The following is a 22,231-nucleotide window of genomic DNA, read 5'->3' as shown; positions in this document are numbered from 1 at the left end:
GAGAGTTCCACGATGCGCCACCGCATACTGCTGACCGCCGCCGCGCTTGCGGCCCTGTGCGCCGCCGCGCCGGCGGCCGCCGGCGACGTGTCCTGCCGTCTGGCCTTCGACATGAGCGGCTGGTCGGCCTTCTACAAGACCGCATCCGGCACGGGCCGGGTCAGCTGCAGCAACGGCCAGGCCATGGCCGTGCGGATCGAGGCGCGGGGCGGTGGGCTGAGCGTGGGCAAGTCGGAGATCCGCGATGGCCGCGGGGATTTCTCCGCTGTCGACGACATCCGCGAACTGCTCGGTACCTATGTCGCCGCGGAGGCACACGCCGGCGCCGTGAAGTCGAGCAAGGCGCAGGCGATGACCAAGGGCGACGTGTCGCTGGCCCTGGCCGGCACCGGCAAGGGCTGGGACCTGGGCGTGGCCTTCGGCGCGTTCACCATCCAGGCGCGCTGAGGGATCGCCCGGCTTAGCCCAGGCGCTGGCTTCCGCACCAGCGCTCGCCCGGGGCCAGCACCGCCGGCTGCAGCACCTGCCCGGCTTCCACGCAGACGAACCGGCGGTACTCGCCGGCGGTGAGGTCGGGCATGCGGGCCGCCAGCGCCTGGCCCGGGTTCCATAGGACGCAATCGCTGAAGCCGTCCTGTTCGATGTCGACATGGTGCTGGCCGTCGATCAGCCGCAACGGGGCGACGACATCGCCATAGATGCGGTCCACTTCGCCATCAAAAAGGACCTGGTGGGCGTCCTCGCGATGCAGGGTGCCGCCGTTGGCGCTGTCCTCGTAGTCGCAGCCCTGCAGGCCTTCGACCGCCGCATGCCCGATGTCGTCCACGCGCAGGTAGGTGTGCAGGGCGGTGGTGAGGGCGATGCGGTCGTCGCCGCGGTTTTGGACCTGCAGCGCGATGGCGAGCGTACGGTCGGCAAGTGCGACAGAGAGACGGCAGGCGAACGCATGCGGCCATTCCGCGGTGGCGGGGCGGTCGTGCAGTTCGAAGCTCGCGGCCCCGTCGGCGATGCCGGCGAACGACCAGTCCAGCAGCCGCGCGAAGCCGTGTTTGCGCAGCGTTCCGCGTTCGCCGAACTGCGGAAAGATCACCGGAATGCCGCCGCGGGCGGCGGCGCCGCTGGCGAAGCCGGCACGCTGGGCAAGGAACAGGCGTTCGCGGCCGTCGGACGGGATCCAGGACAGCAGCTGCGCGCCGCGCAGCGAGACCAGCGCGGTGGCGCCGTTGGCGCGCAGGCGGATGCAGGGCGTGTCGCGGAAGACGAGCGTTTCGTGCTGCAGGGACATGGGATTTGCGGGCATGGTCGAATCCGTCATGGACGGGTGGCCGCTCAGGCTGCGGCGGCCAGGATGGTGGCGTGGCGCTGCGGCCGCATTCCGCGGCCAGGCGGGAGCCGGCGAGGCCCGGACGATGGCGCGAGGCGACGACGAATGTCGCGTCGGATCGAGGCGTCGGCCATCCCGCGCGAGGCCGTGATCAGCCGTGGCAACCGTCGTCCTCGCCGATGTCTTCGTTCCACACCGACGGATTCGCGGCGATCCAGTCGCCGAGCAGGGCGATGCATTCGGGGTCGGCCAGGTCGACGACCTTGACCCCCTGTTCGCGCAGCCAGTCGTGTCCGCCCTGGAAGTTGACCGACTCGCCCATCACCACGGTGCCGATGCCGAACTGCTTCACCAGGCCGCTGCAGTACCAGCACGGCGAGAGCGTGGTGACCATGATGGTGTCGCGGTAGGAGCGCTGGCAGCCGGCCTTGCGGAAGGCGTCGGTTTCGCCGTGGACGGAAGGGTCGCCTTCCTGGACCCGCCGGTTGTGGCCGCGTCCGAGCAGCTCCCCGGTGGACGAATACAGGGCCGCGCCGATCGGGATGCCGCCTTCGTCCAGGCCCAGTCGGGCTTCTTCGATCGCGGTGGCGAGCATGGCGCGGTAGTCGGGCGTGGACATGGCAATGGGCACGGGGGAAACCGTTGTGCACGATAGCGCGATTGCCCGCCGCCGCGGTGCGTGATGGGTGTCACGAGTTGTCCGGCGGCAGGCGGTCGCCGAGAATCGTCACCGGGGAACAAGGGGATGGACGATGGCCACGATGCGGATGGCGCTGTTCGCGATGGCCCTGCTGGCGGGCGGGGCGGCCCGTGGCGAGGTGGTGCAGGGTGGTCTCGAGCTGCGCTGGGGCGACAGTGCTCCGGCGCCGGCCGCACGTCTGGCCCCCAGGTTCGAAGCGGCGCTGGTGGTGGATGGCGGCGCCCGCATCGTGCTGGACGCCGGGCAGGCGCGGCGCGGTGCAGGCGATCTCTACGCGCTGGCCAATCGGCGCGTCGCGGTGGCGTTCGGCCGCGCCAAGTCGGGGGGCGGACGGGCGATCGATGCGATCGTGCCCGTCGACGGTGCGGACGACAGCCTCGTCCACGTACGCAGCGGCCGCGCCGACGGGATCGCCAAGGCCACGCTCGGCCCGACCCGCTGGATCACGGTGGCCTGCCGCTTCGGCGACGTGGCCGACGAGCAGAAGCCGGTGGAATTCTTCCGCGGCCAGTATGGGGAGGCGGCCGGCCAGTTGGGCCACTACTGGCGCGAGGTGTCCTACGGCCGCATCAACCTCGCCGGCAGCGACGCGGTGGGCTGGTACGCGCTGCCGCAGCCGCGTTCGCACTATGTGACCCGCGAGGGCGACAAGGACAAGGCCGACCTCAACACGCTGTTCGACGACTGCACCGCGGCTGCCGATGCGGACGTCGATTTCAGCGATGTAGTCGGCATCAACCTGATGTTCAACGGCGACCTGGACGGCTACGCATGGGGTGGCGGACGCTGCGCCACGCTGGATGGCCGCAACCGTTGCTGGTCGGCGACCTGGAACCCGCCGTGGTCGTTCAACAACCTCGCCCCGCTGGCGCATGAGATGGGGCATGGCTATGGCCTGCCGCATTCGGACAACTCCGACGGCGACGACGACACCTACGACAATCCCTGGGACGTGATGAGCGACAGCTGGAACAATGCCGTCCGCAGTCCGACCTACGGCGCGCTGCCCAAGCACGTCAACATGCTCCAGCGCGACCGCCTGGGCTGGGTCGACGCGGCACGCAAGCAGACGTTCCAGGTCGACGGCCCGCGCACGCGCCTGCAGCTGGATTTCGCCAGCCTGCCCGACGCGGGGGCCGCGCAGATGCTGGTGCTGCAGACGCCATCCTCGCCAGACCCGTACAGCGGCGCGTTCTACACGGTCGAGGCGCGCCGGCGCGGCGGCGCCTACGAAGGCGAACTGGCCGGCGATGCGGTGATCATCCACCGGGTCGGCAGCGGCTATCGCTACGAGGCCGAGAGCCAGGATGCCGACCGTCCGCCCGCCGACGTGGCCAACAACGAAGGATCGATGTTCAAGCCGGGCGAAGCCTGGATCTCGCCCGACGGCCTGTTCACCCTGTACGTCGAAGCGGCGAACGCGAACGGGTTCACCGTCATCGTCGGCGACCGTGGCCGCGTGACCGGCGGCGAAGGCCCGCGCCGCCGCAGGTGAACGGACCGGGATGCCGGGCCCGCGCGGCGGTGCGATAATGCGCGCATGAGCGCATCCGACGACCGCGGCACCACCCACTTCGGCTACCGCGAGGTACCGGTTGGCGAGAAGCAGAAGCTGGTCGGCGAGGTCTTTTCCTCGGTCGCCGGCAATTACGACCTGATGAACGACCTGATGTCGATGGGCATCCATCGGATCTGGAAGCGCTATTTCGTCGCGACCGCCCAGGTCAGGCGCGGTGCACGCGTTCTCGACCTGGCCGGCGGCACCGGCGACATCGCGGCGCTGCTCAAGGATCGGGTGGGCGAGTCGGGCGAGCTGGTGCTGGGCGACATCAACGGCGAAATGCTGCGCGTAGGGCGCGACCGCATGACCGACCGCGGCAATGTGCGCGGCTTCGAGTACGTGCAGTGCAACGCCGAGAAGCTGCCCTTCCCGGACGCCAGCTTCGACCTGGTCACGATCGCCTTCGGCCTGCGCAACGTGACCGACAAGGACGCGGCGCTGCGCGAGATGCTGCGCGTGCTGAAGGTGGGCGGCCAGGCGCGCGTGCTCGAGTTCTCCGAGGTCAAGGCCGACTGGTTCAAGCCCCTGTACGACTTCCACTCGTTCAAGGTGTTGCCGCGCCTGGGGCGGCTGTTCGCCGGCGATGCCGACAGCTACCAGTACCTGGCCGAGTCGATCCGCCAGCACCCGCCGCAGGAACAGCTGCGCGCGATGATGGAGGCGGCCGGATTCGCCCGGACCCGCTTCCGCAACCTGTCGGGCGGCATCGTCGCGATCCACGACGGCTGGAAGGCCTGACCGCGCCGCGCGCGGATGTGACGGCGGTCGTGTCACCGGCCCGGCCCGGCGCGGCTTCGGTCGTCACGCCGGAGGGCAGGGTGGGGCGGCCCGGCTGCCTGGAACGGCGGGACGGGCAGGGTGCAGTCGCCGCGCATGCGACCCCGCGCCATCGGGACTAGAATTGCGGCCTGTTTTCCGCCAGAGGCGTCCCCCGGCCATGCGCCATCCCCGCGTGCGCGCGTTGCGCGCCCTGCTGCTGCTGTTCCCCGTCCTGCTCGCGCTGTCGGCCTGCAAACGCGACGCCGCGGATGCCGATGCCACTCCCGCGCCTTCGCCCGCCCCTGCCGCCATGGCCGATACCGACGAGCATTCCTTCGCCGAACCCGCCAAGGTGGTCATCGACGACCTGGCGCTGGACCTCGCGCTCGATTTCGACGCCAGAACCCTGTCGGGCACCGCCACCTACACCCTGGAGTGGAAGGACGACGGCGCCACGCAGCTGGTGCTCGATACCCGCGACCTGGCCATCGCCAAGGCCGAAGCCGAGGTCGATGGCGCCTGGCAGCCGCTGCAGTTCGAACTGGCCGAGGCCGACGGCAGCTTGGGCAGCCGCCTCACGATCCAGGCGCCGCAGCGGCCGCAGAAGCTGCGCGTGTCCTATCGCACCTCGCCGGACGCCTCGGGCCTGCAGTGGCTGGAACCGGGCATGACCGCCGGCGGGCAACTGCCTTTCATGTTCAGCCAGTCGCAGCAGATCCACGCGCGCTCCTGGGTGCCGCTGCAGGACACGCCGCAGGTGCGCTACACCTACAGCGCCCGCGTGACCACGCGTCCGGACGTGATGGTGCTGATGAGCGCCGACAACGATCCGGCGGCCGCGCGCGACGGCGAGTACAGCTTCACCATGCCGCAGCCGATCCCGTCCTATCTGATGGCGATCGCGGCGGGCGACCTGGTGTTCAAGCCGATCTCCGCGCGCTCGGGCGTCTGGGCCGAGCCGTCGATGGTGGAACGCGCCACCGTCGAGTTCGCCGACACCGAGAAGATGATCGTGGCCACCGAGGCGCTGTACGGCCCCTACCGGTGGGAACGCTACGATCTGCTGGTGCTGCCGCCCTCGTTCCCGTTCGGCGGCATGGAGAACCCGCGCCTGTCCTTCATCACCCCCACGGTGATCGTGGGCGACAAGTCGCTGGTGTCGCTGATCGCGCACGAGCTGGCCCACAGCTGGTCGGGCAACCTGGTGACCTTCTCCAGCGCCAAGCACGGCTGGCTCAACGAGGGCATGACCAGCTACGTCGAGAACCGCATCGTCGAGGCGCTGTACGGCGAGGAGTTCAGCGACATGGAGTGGGTGATCTCGCGCGAGGCGCTCAAGCGCGACATCGGCGGCATGCCCGAGGCCACCCAGGCGCTGGCGATCCGCCCTGGCACCCCGCTCGATGCCGACGATGCGCTGAGCCAGGTGTCCTATGACAAGGGCGCCTGGTTCCTGCAGTTCCTGGAGGAGCGCTACGGCCGCGAGGTCTTCGATCCGTTCCTGCGCGGCTACTTCGATCATTTCGCCTTCCAGAGCATCGCCACCGAGACCTTCCTCGAGTACGCCCGGCAGCACCTGTTCGATGCCCATCCGGGCGTGGTGACCGAGACCGAACTCGACGCATGGATCTATGGGCCCGGCATCCCCGCCGACGCGCCGCAGGTGCTTTCGCCGCGGATGGGCATCGTCGACTCCGCGCGCCTGGGCTGGCGCGGCAGCAAGCAGCTGCCGCCGACCCAGATCACCAGCCAGTGGAGCACGCAGGAGTGGCTGCACTTCCTCGAAGGCATGCCGGCGACGCTGCCGGTGGCCGAACTCGAACAGCTCGATCGCGCCTACCGCTTCACCGGCACCGCCAACGGGGAAATCGCGATGCGCTGGTATCCGCTGGCGATCCGCAGCGGCTACGCCCAGGCCAATGACGCCATCGTCGAATTCGTGCGCGGCATCGGCCGCCGCAAGCTGATCATTCCGGTGTACGAGGCGCTGGTGGAAACGCCCGAGGGCCTGGCGCTGGCGCGCGCGGCTTTCGAGCAGGCCCGCCCCGGCTACCATCCCATCACCACGGCGTCGGTGGAGAAGGTGATTGCCCAGGCCAGGCCGGCGGCATCGCCTCGGCCGACGCCCGCGCAGGATGCGGAAGCGCCTGCGATGGACGCGCCTGCCGGCAATCCGGTGCCGGAGACGCCGCCGGCCGGCTGAGGTCGGGCTGGTACGGTCCCAGGCGATGCGCCGTCGTCCCCGGGCGTGGCCGTGCACCGCGCCTCGATCTTCGGCCATGGCGCTGGTGCCGAGACGGAAGACCACCATCGATCAGGAGCTGGCCCATGTCCCTCATGAAACCCGCGCCCGCCGCGCTGCTGTTGTCCCTGGCGCTGCTGGCCGGCTGCAAGGACCGCGAAGCCGAGGCCGCGGCCCAGTCCGCCGCGCTGGCGCAGGCCAACGAACAGGCGGCTGCCGAAGCCGAACGCGCCTTCGAGGCGGCCGTCGCCGACGGCAACTGGTCGCTGGCCAAGGCCCAGGGCGACATCCTCCTGGCGAAGTGGCCGACCACCGACGCAGCCGAACGCGTGCGTCCCCGGCACGAGGAAGCGCGGGCCAAGGGCGCTGCCGAGAACGAGGCGCGTCGCGTGGCCGCGCTGTGGAGTTACCAGAGCCAGGCGGTGGACGGCGGCAACCAGCTGTCGGCCGCCATCTACGCCAGGGAGCCGCTGGACGTGGATGGCAGTGGCGCCAAGCCTGTCCGGCTGATCTTCCGCGACCACCCCGACTGGGGCCGCAGCAGCTACCTGGTCCTGCCCGGCGGCGACTTCGCGAAAGCCTGCTATCGCAGCTGCAGCGTGACGGTCACCATCGACGACCAGCCACCGAAGAAGATGTCGGCCAACCGCCCGAAGACGGACGAGGCCATCGCCATGTTCATCGACGATGAGAAGACGCTGTGGCGGCTGACCCGCGATGCCGAACGCATGCGCATCGAATTCCCCACCCGCGACGTGGGCGACAAGGTGGCCGAGTTCGAGGTCGCTGGCCTGGATCGCGCCAAGCTGCCGAAGTGGGATTGACCCCGGCCTCGGCCTCGGCCTGAGCCGGCGCAAATCCGGATGGACGTGCTCATCGTCGCCGCGGTCAGCGCCCTGGCCGTGGCCCTGCACGTGGCGCTGTTCGTGCTGATCCGGCGCTGGATGGATCGCGACCTGGCGCTGTCGTTCGCCGGCGACGATGCCGGCATGCGCGCCTACATGCTGGCCTGCCTGGAACGCGCGCGTCGCGAGCGGGTGCGCCGGCGCGCGCTGCCTACCTGGCTCGAGACCGCGGCGCGGGCGTATCCCGCGGCTTCCGGTCCGGGCACCGGGGCCAGCGCCCGCTAAACCGGCGCGTGCCTGGCCGGGGTGCCCGGTTACAGGGCGTAGCCGAACTGCTGGCGGAACTGGTTGGCGAAATCGTCGTAGTCGAAGCGCTGGTTCTGGGTGCCGGGGTGTTCGACCTTGAGCGCGCCCATCAGGTTGCCGATGCGGCCGATGGTCTGCCAGTCGCAGCCCTTCTCGATGCCGAAGATCAGGCCGGCGCGGAACGCGTCGCCGCAGCCGGTCGGGTCGGTGATGCGGCGCTCGTGCGCCGGCGGCACGGTGTAGAGCTGGCCAGGAGTGTGGATCAGGGCGCCGCGCGGACCCTGGGTGATGATGTAGGCCTTCACCCGCTGCACGATGTCCTTCTCGCTCCAGCCGGTGCGCTCCTGCAGCAGGTTCGACTCGTAGTCGTTGACCGTCACGTAGTCGGCCTGCTCGATGAAGGCGCGCAATTCCTCGCCGTTGAACAGCGGCATCGCCTGGCCGGGGTCGAAGATGAAGGGGATGCCGGACTCGGCGAACTCCTTCGCGTTCTGGATCATGCCCTCGTAGCCGTCCGGGCTGACGATGCCGATGGTGACGCCCGGCACGTCCTTCACGTGGTTCTCGTAGCTGCGCATCATCGCCCCCGGGTGGAAGGCGGTGATCTGGTTGTTGTCGTGGTCGGTCGTGATGAAGGCCTGCGGGGTGAACAGCTCGTCGATCACCTTGACCCGCTCGAGGGTGATCCCGTTTTCCTCGAACCACTCGCGATAGGGTCCGAAATCCTGGCCGACCGTGGCCATCGGAATCGGGTCGCCGCCCAGCAGCTTGAGGTTGTAGGCGATGTTGCCGGCGCAGCCGCCGAACTCGCGGCGCATCCGCGGCACCAGGAACGAGACGTTCAGGATGTGCACCTTGTCCGGCAGGATGTGGTTCTTGAACTGGTCGGGGAACACCATGATGGTGTCGTAGGCCAGGGAACCGCAGATCAGTGCGGACATCAGGTGTCTCGGCTGGAAAATGGGCCGATAGGGTAGCCGGGCAGGCACAGCGAGGCCAGCCGCACCGCTGCGCGGGCGCTTTCGGGCACGGCTGCGGCCGTCATCGGGCCGGGATGTGCCCGAGCGCCCGTTCCGCCCGGCTCGAGGTCGCCGGAATGCGCTTTTTTGCTAGGCTAGCCGCCCCTGTGCGCCAGCGCCGAGACCGGACCCAGCCCCCCGATGTTCAAGAAGTTCCGCGGCATGTTCTCCAACGACCTGTCCATCGACCTGGGCACGGCCAATACTTTGATCTTCGTCCGCGGCCAGGGCATCGTCCTGAACGAGCCATCGGTGGTCGCCGTGCGCCAGGACCGCAGCGGCGGCCAGAAGGCGGTGGCGGCGGTGGGCAGCGAGGCCAAGATGATGCTCGGCCGCACCCCCGGCAACATCACCACGCACCGGCCGATGAAGGACGGCGTGATCGCCGATTTCACCTATACCGAGGAAATGCTCAAGCACTTCATCCGCAAGGTGCACAAGAGCCGCTTCCTGCGCCCCAGCCCGCGGGTGCTGATCTGCGTGCCGGCGGGCTCCACCCAGGTGGAAAAGCGCGCCATCCGCGATTCGGCCATGGAAGCCGGCGCCCGCGACGTGTCGTTGATCGAGGAGCCCATGGCCGCCGCGATCGGCGCCGGCATGCCGGTCACCGAGGCACGCGGCTCGATGGTGGTGGACGTGGGCGGCGGCACCACCGAGGTGGCGGTGATCGCGCTCAACGGCATCGTCTATTCGCAGTCCGCGCGCATCGGCGGCGACCGCTTCGACGAGTCGATCATCAACTACGTGCGCCGCAACCACGGCATGCTGATCGGCGAGACCACCGCCGAGAAGATCAAGATCGAACTGGGCTGCGCCTATCCGCAGGAGAAGGTGGCCTCGATGGAAATCTCCGGCCGCCACCTGGCCGAGGGCGTGCCGAAGGTGGTCTCGATCACCTCCAGCGAGGTGCTCGACGCGCTGCGCGAGCCGCTGTCCGGCATCGTGGCCGCGGTGCGCCAGGCGCTGGAGCAGACGCCGCCGGAACTGTGCGCCGACGTCGCCGAACGCGGGATCGTGCTCACCGGTGGCGGCGCGCTGCTGCGCGACCTGGACCGCCTGATCAGCGAGGAAACCGGACTGCACGTGCAGGTCGCCGACGACCCGCTGACCTGCGTCGCCCGCGGTGGCGGACGCGCGCTGGAACTGCTGGACCTGCACGGAAACGAGTTCTTCGCGTCGGAGTGATGGGGCGGGGAACAGGGAATGGGGAACCGGGAATCGCCGGAGTCTCAGCGCAACCGGATCGCCTGATGCCTGGGTTGGAGGCGCGCAGTTGCCAATCTGAGGCGCCGGGCCCGGGCCCCCTGCCTGTCCACCCCTTCGCTTCCCATTGTCCTCTCGCGGCGCGTGGCCGCCGCCGGCCGGTTGCGCCCGGCGCTTTTCCCATTCCCGGTCTTCAACGGACGCATGTCCGGTCTTCCCGATTCCCCATTCCCGGCTCCTGACTGTGTCCTCCTTCGCCAGCCCGGCTGCCCAACGACCCGGCGATGTCGCCGGCACGCTGCGGCTGCTGGCCTTTCTGGGCCTGTCGGTGCTGCTGATCGTGCTCGACCATCGCGGCGGCTGGCTGGAGCGGGTGCGTTCGACTGCCGGGGTGGCGGTGCAGCCGCTGTGGCAACTGGCCGGCCTGCCTGCGCGGCTGGGGCAGACCGTGCGCGACGACGCGGTGACCCGCTCGCTGCTGGCCGACGACAACCGCCGGCTGCGCAACGAACTGCTGATGATGGGTGCGCGCCAGGCGCGGCTGCAGGTCGAGGCCGACGAGAATGCGCGCCTGCGCGGCCTGCTGGGCGCGGCCACCCGGCATGGACTGGACGTGCAGCTGGCGCCGATCCTGGACGTGGACCTGGACCCCTCGCGGCAGCGCCTGCTGCTCAACGCCGGCAGCCGCGACGGGGTGCGCCAGGGCCAGAGCGTGATCGATGCGGGCGGCCTGGTGGGGCAGATCATCGCGGTAACGCCGGGCACGGCGACCGTGCTGCTGCTCACCGACCTCGACCATGCGGTGCCGGTGTCGATCTCCCGCACCGGCGTGCGCCTGGTGGCTTACGGCGTCGGCCGCAGCGACAGGCTGGAGGTGCGCAACATCCCGGTGTCCAGCGACGTGAAGGCGGGCGACGTGGTGGTGACCTCGGGCCTGGGTGGGCGCTTCCCGCCGGGCTTCCCGGTCGGGACCCTGGTGGATCTGCGTCCAGACGACAGCCAGGCCTTCCTGGTCGGCGAACTGGCGCCGGCGGCACAGCTGGATCGTGGCCGCGACGTGCTGCTGCTGCGCGAGGTGCCGTCCGCGCTGCCGGCCGCGGCATCGGCGGACGCCGCCGCAGCGTCGACCGGCCCGGCTGCGGCCGCGCCGCCGACGGCCCAGGGCGAGACTGGCGACGCGGCGGTCGCGCCGCCCGCCGCAACCGCCGAGGGCGCCATCGCCGTGCCGGCGCCGGTCGCGGCGCCGCGGCCTGAGACGCCCGCACCCGCGACGCCGCCCCTGCGCGAGACCACGCCATGAACCGCCGCGGTCGCCTGTGGCTGCTGCCCGTAAGCGTGCTGGTCGCGCTGGTGCTGGGCCTGTTGCCGCTGCCGGATGCAGTGCAGGGCCTGCGTCCCTACTGGCTGGCGCTGGTGGTGGCGTACTGGGTGATCGAAGAGCCCGAGCGCGCCGGCCTGGGCCTGGCCTTTGGCGCGGGCCTGCTCGCCGACCTGGTCTTCGGCGCCCTGCTCGGCGAGCAGGCGCTGCGCCTGGTGATCATGGCCTTCATCCTGCAGCGCTTCCGCACCCAGTTGCGCTTCTTCCCGCTGCCGCAGCAGGCGCTGGCGATCGGCGGCCTGCTGCTCAACGACCGGGTGGTCGCAGCCGCGCTGCACCTGGTGCTCGGGCTGCCGCAGTGGCCCTGGCTGTACTGGCTGGCGCCGGTGGTGGGCATGGCCCTGTGGGTGCCGCTGTTCCTCGGCTTCGATGCCTTGCGGCAGGTGCGGAGACCGCGCTGATGCGCGAGCGGCGCCAGCGCATCCGCAACGCCTCGGTCGAGGCCGCCCAGTTCCGGCTGCGGGCGCTGGTCGGCTTCGGCCTGGTGGTGCTGGGCCTGCTGGGCCTGGCCGCCTGGTATTTCCGCCTGCAGGTCGTCGACCACGAGGAGTATGCCCGCCTGTCGGAGGCCAACCGGATCAAGCCGCATCCGGTGGTGCCGGCGCGCGGGCTGATCTACGACCGCCAGGGTCGGCTGCTGGCCGACAACGTGCCGGCCTACCGGATCGACGTCACCCCGGAGGACGCCGGCGACATCCCGCGCATGCTCGCGCAGCTCTCGCAGGTGGTGACGCTCACGCCCGAGGAGATCGCGCGCTTCGAGGCCGCCCGCAAGGCGACCCGCAGCTTCCGCTCGATCACGCTCAAGGCGCGGGTGAGCGACGAGGAGGTGGCCCGCTTCGCGGTCGACCGCTGGCGCTTCCCCGGCGTCGAGGTGGTGCCCTATCTCAACCGCCGCTACCTGCACGGCGACCTGTTCGCGCACGTGATCGGCTACGTCGGCCGTACCGACGAGGGCGACGTGGAGCGGTTCGGCCGCGACCAGATCCTGTTCCCGCATACCGGCCGCACCGGCCTGGAGCGCGCCTACGACGAGCAGCTGCGCGGACGGGTCGGCTACGAGCAGGTCGAGACCAACGTCGAGGGCCGCGCGCTGCGCCGCATCGGCATGGTGCCGGCCCAGGCCGGCGCCGACCTGCGCCTGGGCATCGACCTGGACCTGCAGCGGGCGATGGTGGCCGCATTCGGCGAACAGGAGGGCTCGGCGATCGCGCTGGATCCGCGCAGCGGAGAGGTGCTGGCCATGGTCAGCCTGCCGGCCTTCGACCCGAACCTGTTCGTCAACGGCATTTCCAGCACCGACTACCGGCGGCTGATGGATGCGCCGTCGCGGCCCCTGTTCAACCGCCTGGTGCTGGGCGGGGTGGCACCAGGTTCCACGCTCAAGCCGCTGCTGGCCCTGGCGGGCCTCGACAGCGGGCTGCGCAGGCCGGAGGACCGGGTGCTGTCGACCGGCATGTTCTACCTCCCCGGCACCCGTCGCGGCTGGGGCGACGCCGCCCGCGGCGGCCATGGCTGGACCGACCTGCGCAAGTCGATCTCGGCCTCGGTGAACACCTATTACTATCGCCTCGCGCTGGACATGGGGATCGAGCGATTCGCGCAGTACATGCGCGACTACGGCTTCGGCGCGCCGACCGGCATCGATCTGGTCGGCGAGATCGACGGCATCCTGCCCTCGCCGGAAGCCAAGCGCATCGCGCGCGGCGAGCGCTGGTATCCGGGCGACACCGTGAACGCCAGCATCGGACAGGGCGACTGGAAGGTGACCCCGCTGCAGCTGGCGCGGGCCACCGCGGGGCTGGCCGACGGCATGCTGCGGCGCCCGCACCTGGTGGCCGAAACGCGCACGGGCTTCGATGCCGAGTGGACCGCCGTGCCGCAGCCCGCACCCACGCCGATCAGTTCCAGCCGCGAGCACCTGGAGGTCGTGCGCCAGGGCATGATGGACACCATGCAGCCCGGCGGTACCGGCTGGCGCGTCGCCAGCGGCGCGGGCTACCTGATGGCCGGCAAGACCGGCACCGCGCAGGTGGTGAGCCGCCGTGGCACCGGCGCGGTGGACCCCCGCAGCCTGCCGATGCACCTGCGGCACCGTGCCTTGTTCATCGGCTTCGCGCCGGCCGACGCGCCGACCATCGCGGTGGCGATCGCGGTGGAAGGCGGCGGCTACGGCGGCAGCGCGGCGGCCCCGATCGCGCGCAAGGTGTTCGACGCCTGGCTGCTGGGCGTGATGCCCGAGGAGCCGGGAATCGGGAATGGGGAATCGGGAATCGGGGTGCCCGGCGAGCAGGCACAGCCCGATTTCGGCAACGTGACGACCGGATCCGGCCCGCCGGCTGCCCTGCGCCAGAAGGCGCTGTCCGAATCCCGGCTCCCCAATCCCCAATCCCGGCCTTCGGCATGAACACGATCCTGCGCTGGCTGCTGGACCTGGTGGGGCGCTTCCTGCGCACGCTCGACTGGCCGTTGCTGGCGGCGCTGCTGGCCCTGATGGGCATCGGCCTGGCGGTGCTGCACAGCGCCGGCGGACAGAACCCCGCGCTGGTGCAGTCGCAGGGTGCGCGCTACGTGGTCGGGCTGGGCGTGATGTGGCTGCTGTCGCGGGTGCCGCCCGGGCCGCTGCGTCGCGCGACGCCGGCGTTCTACGCCGTCTCGCTGCTGCCGCTGCTGGTGGTGCTGTTCATCGGCACCGGACGCAGCGGCGCGCACTGGATCGACCTGGGCGTGTTCTATTTCCAGCCGGCCGAGCTGATGAAGCTGAGCCTGCCGATGATGGCGGCCTGGGTGCTGGCGCAGAGCGCGCCTCCGCCGCGTATCGATATCCTGCTGGCCGCGGTGGCGGTCATCGGCGTGCCCACCGGGCTGATCCTGCTGCAGCCGGACTTCGGCACCGCGATGCTGGTGGCGGCCAGCGGCGTGTTCGCGCTCTACCTGGCGGGCCTGCGGCTGTGGTGGTTCATCGCCGCCGGCATCGGTGCCGCGGGCGCGGCCGGGTTCGCGCTGTTCGCGCCGATCGGTTGGTTCTCGTTCCTGAGGCCCTACCAGCAGGACCGCATCCTCACCTTCCGCGATCCACAGAACGACCCGCTCGGCGCAGGCTGGAACATCATCCAGTCCAAGATCGCGATCGGTTCGGGCGGAGTCAGGGGGCAGGGCTGGGGCGAGGGCACGCAGTCGCATCTGAACTACGTGCCCGAGCACACCACCGACTTCATCTTCGCGGTGCTCGCCGAAGAGTTCGGCTGGCTGGGCGTTGCGACCGTGCTGGCGCTCTATGCGTTCGTGATCGGCCGCTGCCTGTGGATCGCGGCGGGCGCGCGCGAGCCCTTCGCCCGCATCGTGGCCGGCAGCTTCGGCCTGGCGCTGTCGGTCTATGTGGTGGTCAACGGCGGCATGATCTCCGGCCTGCTGCCGGTGGTGGGCGTGCCGATGCCGCTGCTGAGCTTCGGCGGCACGGCAGCCGTCTCGCTGCTGGCCGGCATGGGCGTGGTGATGGCCGTCGGCGCGCACGGACAGGGCAAGCGCTGAGCGGCTCGCCGCGACAAGACGCGCACTGGGGCAGCGAGCGCGGCGCAGGCTGTTCGTCGCGGGCTCTGCGCCGCTGTCGCCGTTCACGTTCTGCAAATCTTTGCGCATGCACCTGCGTGCTAACCTCGCGCCGATGATCCGAGCGCGCGCTTTCCGTCTTGCTGTCTTCCTGTTGCCGGCGGCCCTGTGCGCCTGTGCCACGCCGACGCCATCCACCGCCAGTGTCGAGGCGCAGGCGCCCGCATCGCCCGTGACCGAGGCGCCTGCCGCGCACGCTTCCGACGACGGATTGCTGCCCAAGGTGCCGCAGCCGCCGGAGCGTCCCGTGGCGGCCGCCTCGGTGACCGATCCGGCGATCCCGCGTGCGCAGCGCATCGACGCCTTCGTCGACTACACCGCCACCACCTATGGCGTCGATCGCGCGCAGATCCGCGACGTGCTCGCCCAGGCGGAAGTGCGCCAGAGCATCATCGATGCGATGAACCGGCCCGCCGAAGCGGTGAGGCAGTGGCACGAATACCGGCCGATCTTCCTCAACCAGGCCCGCATCGACGGCGGCATCGCGTTCTACAACCGCCATCGCGCCGCGCTCGACCGCGTGGCGGCCGATACCGGCGTCCCGGCCGAGATCATCGTGGCCATCATCGGCGTGGAGACCAGCTACGGCCGGGTCACCGGCAACTTCCGCGTGGTCGATGCGCTCTACACCCTGGCGTTCGACTATCCCAAGCGCGCGCCGTTCTTCGCCGGCGAACTGGCGCAGCTGTTCGCGCTGAAGAAGGATGAGCCCCAGCTCGACCTGCTGGCGCTCAAGGGCAGCTATGCCGGCGCGATGGGGCTGGGCCAGTTCATGCCCTCCAGCTATCGGCTGTGGGCGAAGGATGGCGACGGCGATGGACGACGCGACCTGCTCACCCACCTGCCGGACGTGTTCGCCTCGATCGCCAACTATTTCGTAGTACACGGCTGGGAGCGCGATGCCCCCGTGGTGGCGCGTGCCATGCGCGGGGAAGTCGCGCAGGACTTCACGCCGGACAACTGGGATCCGGTGTATCCGCTGTCGGCGCTGGCGGCGCGCGGCTACCGCCCGCAGCCGGGTGAGCCGGTTGCCGAAGGTGCGACCCTGCTCACGCTGCAGGGCGATGCCGGCCCGGAATACTGGCTGGCGTATCGCAACTTCTACGTGATCACCCGCTACAACCGTTCTCCGATGTATTCGCTGTCGGTGTACCAGCTAGCGCAGGCGATCCGCGCCGGGGCAGGGCAGGCGCGGTGAGGCGGCTGCTGCCGCTGCTGGCGATCGCCCTGCTGGCCGGCTGCGCCGGAACCCAGAAGAAACCCTCCGCAGCGGCGCCGTCGATGCCGCCGAGGGTCGCCGACGCAGGGCCGCCCCCGGACTGCAGCGACTTCACTCCCTATCCTGCCGCGCAGGAAGACCCGCGGACCCGGGGCGACTACGTCGCCGGCGGCCTGTACAAGCCGGGCGTCCGCGACACCACGCCCGACTACCTGCCCAAGGTGGACTGCATTCCCGAGCCGACGGTGGTCGACGAACCGCGTTCGCCCTACGGCAACCGCTCGCCCTACAGCGTCCTCGGCCGGTCCTACCGCGTGCTCGATTCGACCGAGGGCTTCGTCGAGACCGGCGTGGCCTCGTATTACGGCAACAAGTTCCACGGCCGGCGCACCTCCAACCAGGAGGTCTACGACATGTACGCGTTCACCGCGGCGCACAAGTCGCTGCCGCTGCCGAGCTTCGCGCGGGTCACCAACCTGGACAACGGTCGCAGCGTGGTGGTGCGGGTCAACGACCGCGGGCCGTTCCACGAGGGCCGCGTGATCGACCTGAGCTACGCCGCGGCGGTGAAGCTGGATATCCACCGCCGCGGCACGGGCCGCGTCGAAGTGCGCGCGCTGCGGCCGGGCGAGGCGGGGACGATGACGGCCCAGGCCGCTCCGACCGCTCCGACCGCTCCGACCAGCGGCATGGACACCCTCGTCGGCCAGCTGCCTGCCGCGGCGCCCGCTGGCGTGCCGCCGGTCGCCGCCTCCACAGCCGCGGCGCCGGCCTCGACGACAGGGCCGATGGCCGCGGCCACCGCCGCCTCGTCGCGGATGGCCGACCATCCGGGCTACGGGCGCGCCGAGAACCGCTTCCGCCTGGTAGCCGAGGACGGCCGCGTGCGCAGCGCCGATCAATTCGAGGCCTGGATGCGCGCGCGCCAGGCGCGCCTGGACGGCGAGGGCGCCGCCGCGGCCGCGACTGTGCCTGTCGCCGCGACGCCGGCGGCGCGTGCGTCCGCGCCGCTGGATGCGTCGGCACAGGTTGCCGTGCCCGCCGCCGGCCCGGGCGAACGCCCGGTCACCCTGCAGGTCGGGGTGTTCTCGGTCCGCGACAATGCCGAGCGCGCGCTTGCCGCGTTGCGGGGCGCGGGCATCGTTGGCGCCCACCTGCAGGACGTGACGGTGGCCGACCGGCAACTGTGGCGGCTGCGGGTCGGCCCGATCGCCACGGTGGCCCTGGCCGAGCTGAGCTCGCGCGTGTCGGGCCTTGGCCTGGGCGTGCCGCAGATCGTTCGCGAGTAGACTGTTCCCATTCGCCGCCGGGATATTCCCTGCGCATTCCATATTCCGTCCGGCCAGGGATGTCCGGCCCACCGGAGTCCGCCACCCGATGAAATCCGCTGTCCTTTCCCGTCGTTTCGCCGTGGCCGCGCTGGCCGCACTGCTCGTCGTCGGCCTGGCGACGGCCCAGGACACGCCGCAGCCTGCACCCCAGCCGGCATCCGCGCCGGCCGCGCTGAGCGATGCGCTGCCCACGCCGCCGCCGCCGGCGGTCGCGGGCAACGCCTGGCTGCTGATGGACTACGCCAGCGGCCAGGTCCTGGCCGGGGAGAACATCGACGCGCGCGTCGAGCCGGCCAGCATCACCAAGGTGATGACCAGCTACGTGATCGCCGCGGAAATGAAGGCCGGCAAGGTCAAGCCCGACGACCAGGTGATGATGTCCGAGAACGCCTGGCGCAAGGGCGGGGCCGGCACCGACGGCAGCTACAGCGGCTTCCCGGTCAACCAGACCGCGACGCTGCTGGAGATGGAAAAGGGCATGGTGGTGCAGTCGGGCAACGACGCCGCCATCGCCCTGGCCGAGCACGTGGCAGGCAGCGAGGATGCCTTCGCCGCGCTGATGAACGCGTACGCCAAGCGCATCGGCATGACCAACTCCAACTTCGTCAACTCGCACGGCCTGTCCGAGCCCGAGCACTACTCGACGGCGCGCGACCTGGCCCTGCTCGGGCGCGCGATGGTGCGCGACTTCCCAGAGGAGTACGGCTACAACGCGATCAAGGAGTTCACCGTCGGCCCGATCACCCAGCGCAACCGCAACCTGCTGCTGTGGCGCGATTCGAGCGTGGACGGAATCAAGACCGGCCACCATTCCGGCGCCGGCTACTGCCTGCTGGCTTCGGCCAAGCGCGGCGACCAGCGGCTGATCTCGGTGGTGATGGGTTCGACCAGCGAAGCGCAGCGCGCCACCGATTCGCTGGCGTTGCTCAACTGGGGCTTCCGCTTCCACGAGACCCACCGCCTGTACGACGCGTCCAAGCCCGTGTCCACCCAGCAGGTCTGGAAGGGCTCGGTGAACGAAGTGCAGCTTGGCGTGGCCGCGCCGCTGCTGGTCAGCCTGCCGCGAGGCAAGTACGACCAGCTCAAGCCTTCGATGGACGTGCCCGAAACCCTGGTGGCGCCGATCGCCAAGGGCCAGGCCATCGGCAAGGTGCGGGTGACCCTGGATGGCAAGGTGGTGGCCGAGCGCCCGCTGGTGGCGCTGCAGGCGGTCGAGGAGGCAGGCTTCTTCAAGCGCCTGTGGCACGAGTTCCTGATGTGGTGGAAGTCGGTCTGATCCCCCTGACTGGCGCGGCCTGAGCTGGCCGCGCCGCCCGGTGTCCGCCCTCCGGCGCCGGTAGCGTGTCTGTTAAGATCCCGGCGCGCGCGATGCGGGAAGTATCGCGTGCGTGGGGAACGGGCGCGCCGCGGCGCGCCCGCACAGACAACTTCAGGGAGAGGGAACAGATGCCCGTATTCAACGGCAGGCGCGCCTTCGCGGTCGCGCTTTCGACGGTCGCCATGCTGGCGGTCGCCACACCGGCGCTGGCGCAGCGCCAGAGCGCGCAGGACCGGCGCAAGGAGCAGGTGGCGCAGATCCCGGTGTGCGCGGAGCCGCTGGGCGCCATCTCGGTGATCGAACCCGAGGACGGCGAACACTGGTGGACCGGCCAGCAGTTGCCGGCGCCGTCGCGCCTGATCAAGGTGTTCGTCAACAAGTCGCGCTGCTTCACCCTGGTCGATCGCGGCTCGGGTCTCGATGCGGCCATGCGCGAGCGCGACCTGGGCGCCAGCGGCGAGCTGCGCAACCGTTCCAACATCGGCAAGGGCCAGATCAAGGCCGCCGACTACGTGATGGTTCCCGACCTGATCGGCGCCAACAACAATTCCGGCGGCAACGCCGTGGGTGGCCTGCTCGGCGGGCTGATCGGCGGCCGCGCCGGTGCCCTCGTCGGCGGCCTCAACTTCCGCAGCAAGACCGCCGACGTGGTGCTGACGGTCACCGACGTGCGCTCGTCCGAGCAGGTGGCGATGGCCGAGGGCCACGCCAAGAAGACCGACATCGGCTGGGGCGCGGGCGGCGGCCTGTTCGGCGGTGGCGGCCTGGGTGCCGCGGGCGTCGGCGGCTACGCCAATACCGAACTCGGCCAGGTGATCACCCTGGCCTACCTGCAGGCCTATACCGATCTGGTCGCCCAGCTCGGCGGCCTGCCCGAAAACGCCTCTGCGGCGAATGCCCAGCAGGCCGTGACCGTGACCAAGCCCGCGCGGCTGTTCACCGGCGCCGACGGCAAGGGCGTGGTGCGCGACCTCGAGGTGGGGATGATGCTGTATCCCACCGGCGCCAAGGAGGGCGTGATGTGGGAGGTCGAGGACGAGCTCGGCAACAAGGGCTGGGTGTCCTCGAGCCTGCTGCAGCTGTCGCGCTGAGGCTTCGTTCGTCGGGAAGGACGGCCGCCGCAAGGCGGCCGTTCTGCGTTTGGAGGACCGGCATTTGGGATCGCGTCGTCCGCCCCCATAATCGGCGCATGGAAATCAAATCCGACAACCCCGACCACGGCTTCCAGTTTCCGGGCGTGTTCGAGATCACCGCGATGGGACCCGCCGGCATCGGCCTGGAGGGCGAGATTCCGCGTCTGCTCGGCGAGGCCGGCCTGACCGTGCTGGAAGAGACCGTGCAGTGGCGCGAGAGCAGCGGAGGGCGATACGTCTCGGTGAAACTGGGCTTCCGCGCGCTCGATCGCGGCCAGTACGAGGCCGCGCACGAGGCCCTGCGCAACCATCCCGAGGTGAAATGGACGCTGTGACGTCCGTCTTCCTGCCCGCGCCCGCGGAGCGACCCCGGGGCAGGGGGCTGCGGTGAGCGACACCTCGGCCACGCCCGATCGGCCTGGCGCCAATGCGCTGTCGGAAAATGTCCGGGCCCGCTGCGTGGTCCGCGATCTTGGCCGGCAGCCGTACGAGCCGGTCTGGCATGCAATGCAGCGTTTCACCGATGCGCGCGATGCCGCTTCCCTCGATGAGCTGTGGGTGGTGGAGCACGATCCGGTGTTCACCCTGGGCCAGGCCGGAAAGCCCGAGCACGTGCTGATGCCGGGCGACATCCCGGTGGTGCGTGTCGACCGCGGCGGCCAGGTGACCTACCACGGTCCCGGCCAGCTGGTGGTGTATCCGCTGCTCGACATCCGCCGGCTCGGCGTGGGCGTGCGCGACTACGTCTGCCGCATCGAGCAGGCGATCATCGACACGCTGCTGGAATGGAACATCCTCGGCGCGCGTCGGGAGGGCGCGCCGGGCGTCTATGTCGGCGACGCCAAGGTCGCCGCGCTCGGCATCCGCGTGCGGCACGGCCGCTGCTTCCATGGCCTGGCCTTCAATATCGCCATGGACCTGGAACCGTTCGGCCGCATCAATCCCTGCGGCTACGCCGGGCTGCAGGTGACCTCGATGCTAGACTTGGGCGGTCCGTCGGGCATGGATGCGGTCAAACCCGTCCTGCTGGACGAACTGGCCCGGCAGTTCGGGCTGGCGCTGCACGAAGCGCCCGCGCCCGACCTGGCCAATCCCCTTCCCATTGCCGCGGCGCAGGCCGCCTGAGCCGACATGTCCGAGTCCAGCCCGCGTTCGATCCCGCTGCAGGTGATGCAGTCGGCCGCCCCGGCGTCGTTGGAGGCCGGGGCGAAGCAGGTGGCCGGCGACAAGATCGCGCGCTCGCCGGTGGAATTCGTCGATGCGCCGGTGCTGCGCAAGCCGTCGTGGATCCGGGTGCGCATCCCGTCCAACGGCGCGGTGGCCGCGCTCAAGTCCAAGCTGCGCGCCAACCGCCTGGTGACCGTCTGCGAGGAAGCCAGCTGCCCGAACATCCACGAATGTTTCGGCCATGGCACCGCGACCTTCATGATCCTCGGCGAAGTGTGCACGCGCCGCTGCAGTTTCTGCGATGTCGCCCACGGCCGGCCGAAGCCGCCGGATGCGTCCGAGCCGCTCAACCTCGCCAGCACCATCGCCGACATGGGGCTCAAGTACGTGGTCATCACCTCGGTGGACCGCGACGACCTGCGCGACGGCGGCGCCCAGCATTTCGTCGACTGCATCCGCGAGGTGCGCGCGCAGTCGCCTGCGATCCGCATCGAGATCCTCACCCCCGACTTCCGCGGCCGCGGCCGCATGGAGCGCGCGCTGGAAATTCTGGCCACCGCGCCGCCGGACGTGTTCAACCACAACGTCGAGACCGTGCCGGAGCTCTACCGCAACGTCCGCCCCGGCGCCGACTACCAGTGGTCGCTGACCCTGCTGCAGAAGTTCAAGGCCCAGCATCCGGACGTGCCGACCAAGTCCGGGATCATGCTCGGCCTGGGCGAGACCATGGAGCAGGTCCAGGGCACCCTGCGCGACCTGCGCGCGCACGACGTGGACATGGTCACCATCGGCCAGTACCTGCAGCCGTCCGCCCACCACCATCCGGTGCTGCGCTACTGGACGCCCGACGAGTTCGAGGCGCTGGAGGACTACGGCATGTCGCTGGGCTTCAGCCACGTGGCGTCCGGGCCCCTGGTGCGCTCGTCCTACCATGCCGACCGGCAGGCGCAAGAGGCCGGCGTGGCCGCCTGAGCCGGCGCGTCGCGTGAATCCCGGGATTGGCCGCGATTGGCGGGCCGGCAGGCCCGATCCGGCCGCGGCCGCCCGCATTCACGTTGCCTGCAGCCCCGGCCGATAGAGTGGGCCGTCGCGCAACTTTGTGCACTGGCGTAAGGTC

General features: G+C 70.4%; 21 protein-coding genes. 18 read left to right on the top strand and 3 right to left on the bottom strand.

Annotation, left to right across the window (positions count from 1 at the left end; genetic code table 11):
• Positions 1-12 precede the first annotated feature (12 nt).
• Entirely contained in the window at positions 13-447 is a 435-nt protein-coding gene (locus ACQYVW_RS17095; RefSeq protein ID WP_434947834.1) for a hypothetical protein, read from the top strand.
• 13 nt (positions 448-460) lie between these two features.
• Here ACQYVW_RS17095 and ACQYVW_RS17090 read toward each other — a convergent pair whose 3' ends face one another.
• Together ACQYVW_RS17090 and ACQYVW_RS17085 are read right to left on the bottom strand one after the other, a co-directional pair.
• Positions 461-1,285 (bottom strand): D-hexose-6-phosphate mutarotase, encoded by an 825-nt coding sequence (locus tag ACQYVW_RS17090; protein ID WP_434947833.1) that lies wholly within the window; start codon positions 1,283-1,285, stop codon positions 461-463.
• Positions 1,286-1,475: 190 nt separating this feature from the next.
• A complete protein-coding gene (locus ACQYVW_RS17085) occupies positions 1,476-1,943 on the bottom strand; it encodes a nucleoside deaminase (RefSeq protein ID WP_434947832.1) in 468 nt (155 codons plus the stop codon).
• Between the two features lie 133 nt (positions 1,944-2,076).
• Between ACQYVW_RS17085 and ACQYVW_RS17080 the strand changes: the two genes are divergently transcribed.
• The 5 genes from ACQYVW_RS17080 to ACQYVW_RS17060 all read left to right on the top strand — a co-directional run bounded on the left by ACQYVW_RS17080 (position 2,077) and on the right by ACQYVW_RS17060 (position 7,716).
• On the top strand, positions 2,077-3,519 hold the full coding sequence (locus tag ACQYVW_RS17080) for a metallopeptidase domain-containing protein (protein WP_434947831.1): 1,443 nt from the start codon (positions 2,077-2,079) through the stop codon (positions 3,517-3,519).
• 45 nt (positions 3,520-3,564) lie between these two features.
• The gene (gene ubiE, locus ACQYVW_RS17075; protein WP_434947830.1) at positions 3,565-4,323 is read left to right on the top strand and encodes a bifunctional demethylmenaquinone methyltransferase/2-methoxy-6-polyprenyl-1,4-benzoquinol methylase UbiE; all 759 of its coding nucleotides are present in this window, start codon (positions 3,565-3,567) and stop codon (positions 4,321-4,323) included.
• Positions 4,324-4,522: 199 nt separating this feature from the next.
• A complete protein-coding gene (locus ACQYVW_RS17070) occupies positions 4,523-6,547 on the top strand; it encodes a M1 family metallopeptidase (protein WP_434947829.1) in 2,025 nt (674 codons plus the stop codon).
• A gap of 125 nt (positions 6,548-6,672) precedes the next feature.
• Positions 6,673-7,410: a hypothetical protein gene (locus ACQYVW_RS17065; RefSeq protein WP_434947828.1), complete on the top strand. Its 738-nt coding sequence runs from the start codon at positions 6,673-6,675 to the stop codon at positions 7,408-7,410.
• A gap of 39 nt (positions 7,411-7,449) precedes the next feature.
• The gene (locus tag ACQYVW_RS17060; protein ID WP_434947827.1) at positions 7,450-7,716 is read left to right on the top strand and encodes a hypothetical protein; all 267 of its coding nucleotides are present in this window, start codon (positions 7,450-7,452) and stop codon (positions 7,714-7,716) included.
• 29 nt (positions 7,717-7,745) lie between these two features.
• Here the strand turns inward: ACQYVW_RS17060 and ACQYVW_RS17055 are convergent, their stop codons facing one another.
• Positions 7,746-8,678, bottom strand: coding sequence for a carbohydrate kinase family protein (locus ACQYVW_RS17055; RefSeq protein ID WP_434947826.1), 933 nt, complete (start codon positions 8,676-8,678; stop codon positions 7,746-7,748).
• A gap of 219 nt (positions 8,679-8,897) precedes the next feature.
• On the opposite strand from ACQYVW_RS17055, the gene ACQYVW_RS17050 reads away from it, so the two are divergent.
• From ACQYVW_RS17050 to lipA, 12 genes are all read left to right on the top strand, one after another.
• Positions 8,898-9,941: a rod shape-determining protein gene (locus ACQYVW_RS17050; protein WP_280942388.1), complete on the top strand. Its 1,044-nt coding sequence runs from the start codon at positions 8,898-8,900 to the stop codon at positions 9,939-9,941.
• A 262-nt stretch (positions 9,942-10,203) separates the two neighbouring features.
• Positions 10,204-11,259 (top strand): rod shape-determining protein MreC, encoded by a 1,056-nt coding sequence (gene mreC / locus ACQYVW_RS17045; protein WP_434947825.1) that lies wholly within the window; start codon positions 10,204-10,206, stop codon positions 11,257-11,259.
• Complete coding sequence (mreD, locus tag ACQYVW_RS17040) at positions 11,256-11,738, top strand: rod shape-determining protein MreD (RefSeq protein ID WP_434947824.1); 483 nt, start codon at positions 11,256-11,258, stop codon at positions 11,736-11,738. Before mreC ends, mreD begins: the two co-directional genes overlap by 4 nt.
• Positions 11,738-13,744 carry a penicillin-binding protein 2 gene (mrdA, locus tag ACQYVW_RS17035; protein WP_434947823.1) on the top strand — a complete coding sequence of 669 codons (2,007 nt, stop codon included), beginning with the start codon at positions 11,738-11,740 and terminating at the stop codon, positions 13,742-13,744. Before mreD ends, mrdA begins: the two co-directional genes overlap by 1 nt.
• Complete coding sequence (gene rodA / locus ACQYVW_RS17030; RefSeq protein ID WP_434947822.1) at positions 13,741-14,868, top strand: rod shape-determining protein RodA; 1,128 nt, start codon at positions 13,741-13,743, stop codon at positions 14,866-14,868. The genes mrdA and rodA overlap by 4 nt, the downstream gene beginning before the upstream one ends.
• Positions 14,869-15,001: 133 nt before the next feature.
• A complete protein-coding gene (mltB, locus tag ACQYVW_RS17025) occupies positions 15,002-16,144 on the top strand; it encodes a lytic murein transglycosylase B (RefSeq protein WP_434936474.1) in 1,143 nt (380 codons plus the stop codon).
• Positions 16,141-17,454, top strand: coding sequence for a septal ring lytic transglycosylase RlpA family protein (locus ACQYVW_RS17020; protein ID WP_434947821.1), 1,314 nt, complete (start codon positions 16,141-16,143; stop codon positions 17,452-17,454). Before mltB ends, ACQYVW_RS17020 begins: the two co-directional genes overlap by 4 nt.
• 88 nt (positions 17,455-17,542) lie before the next feature.
• Positions 17,543-18,772: a D-alanyl-D-alanine carboxypeptidase family protein gene (locus ACQYVW_RS17015; protein WP_434933295.1), complete on the top strand. Its 1,230-nt coding sequence runs from the start codon at positions 17,543-17,545 to the stop codon at positions 18,770-18,772.
• A 224-nt stretch (positions 18,773-18,996) separates the two neighbouring features.
• Entirely contained in the window at positions 18,997-19,905 is a 909-nt protein-coding gene (locus ACQYVW_RS17010; protein ID WP_434933359.1) for a CsgG/HfaB family protein, read from the top strand.
• 98 nt (positions 19,906-20,003) lie between these two features.
• Positions 20,004-20,282: a DUF493 family protein gene (locus ACQYVW_RS17005; RefSeq protein WP_434947820.1), complete on the top strand. Its 279-nt coding sequence runs from the start codon at positions 20,004-20,006 to the stop codon at positions 20,280-20,282.
• A gap of 97 nt (positions 20,283-20,379) precedes the next feature.
• Positions 20,380-21,072 (top strand): lipoyl(octanoyl) transferase LipB, encoded by a 693-nt coding sequence (lipB, locus tag ACQYVW_RS17000; protein WP_434947842.1) that lies wholly within the window; start codon positions 20,380-20,382, stop codon positions 21,070-21,072.
• Between the two features lie 6 nt (positions 21,073-21,078).
• Positions 21,079-22,086: a lipoyl synthase gene (gene lipA / locus ACQYVW_RS16995; protein ID WP_434947819.1), complete on the top strand. Its 1,008-nt coding sequence runs from the start codon at positions 21,079-21,081 to the stop codon at positions 22,084-22,086.
• Positions 22,087-22,231: the final 145 nt, after the last annotated feature.

Origin of the sequence: Luteimonas campi, assembly GCF_051162505.1 — a bacterium.
Classification (GTDB): domain Bacteria; phylum Pseudomonadota; class Gammaproteobacteria; order Xanthomonadales; family Xanthomonadaceae; genus Luteimonas.
The sequence above is the reverse complement of the archived record's forward strand: the minus strand, read 5'-3'. Positions and strand labels throughout refer to the sequence as shown.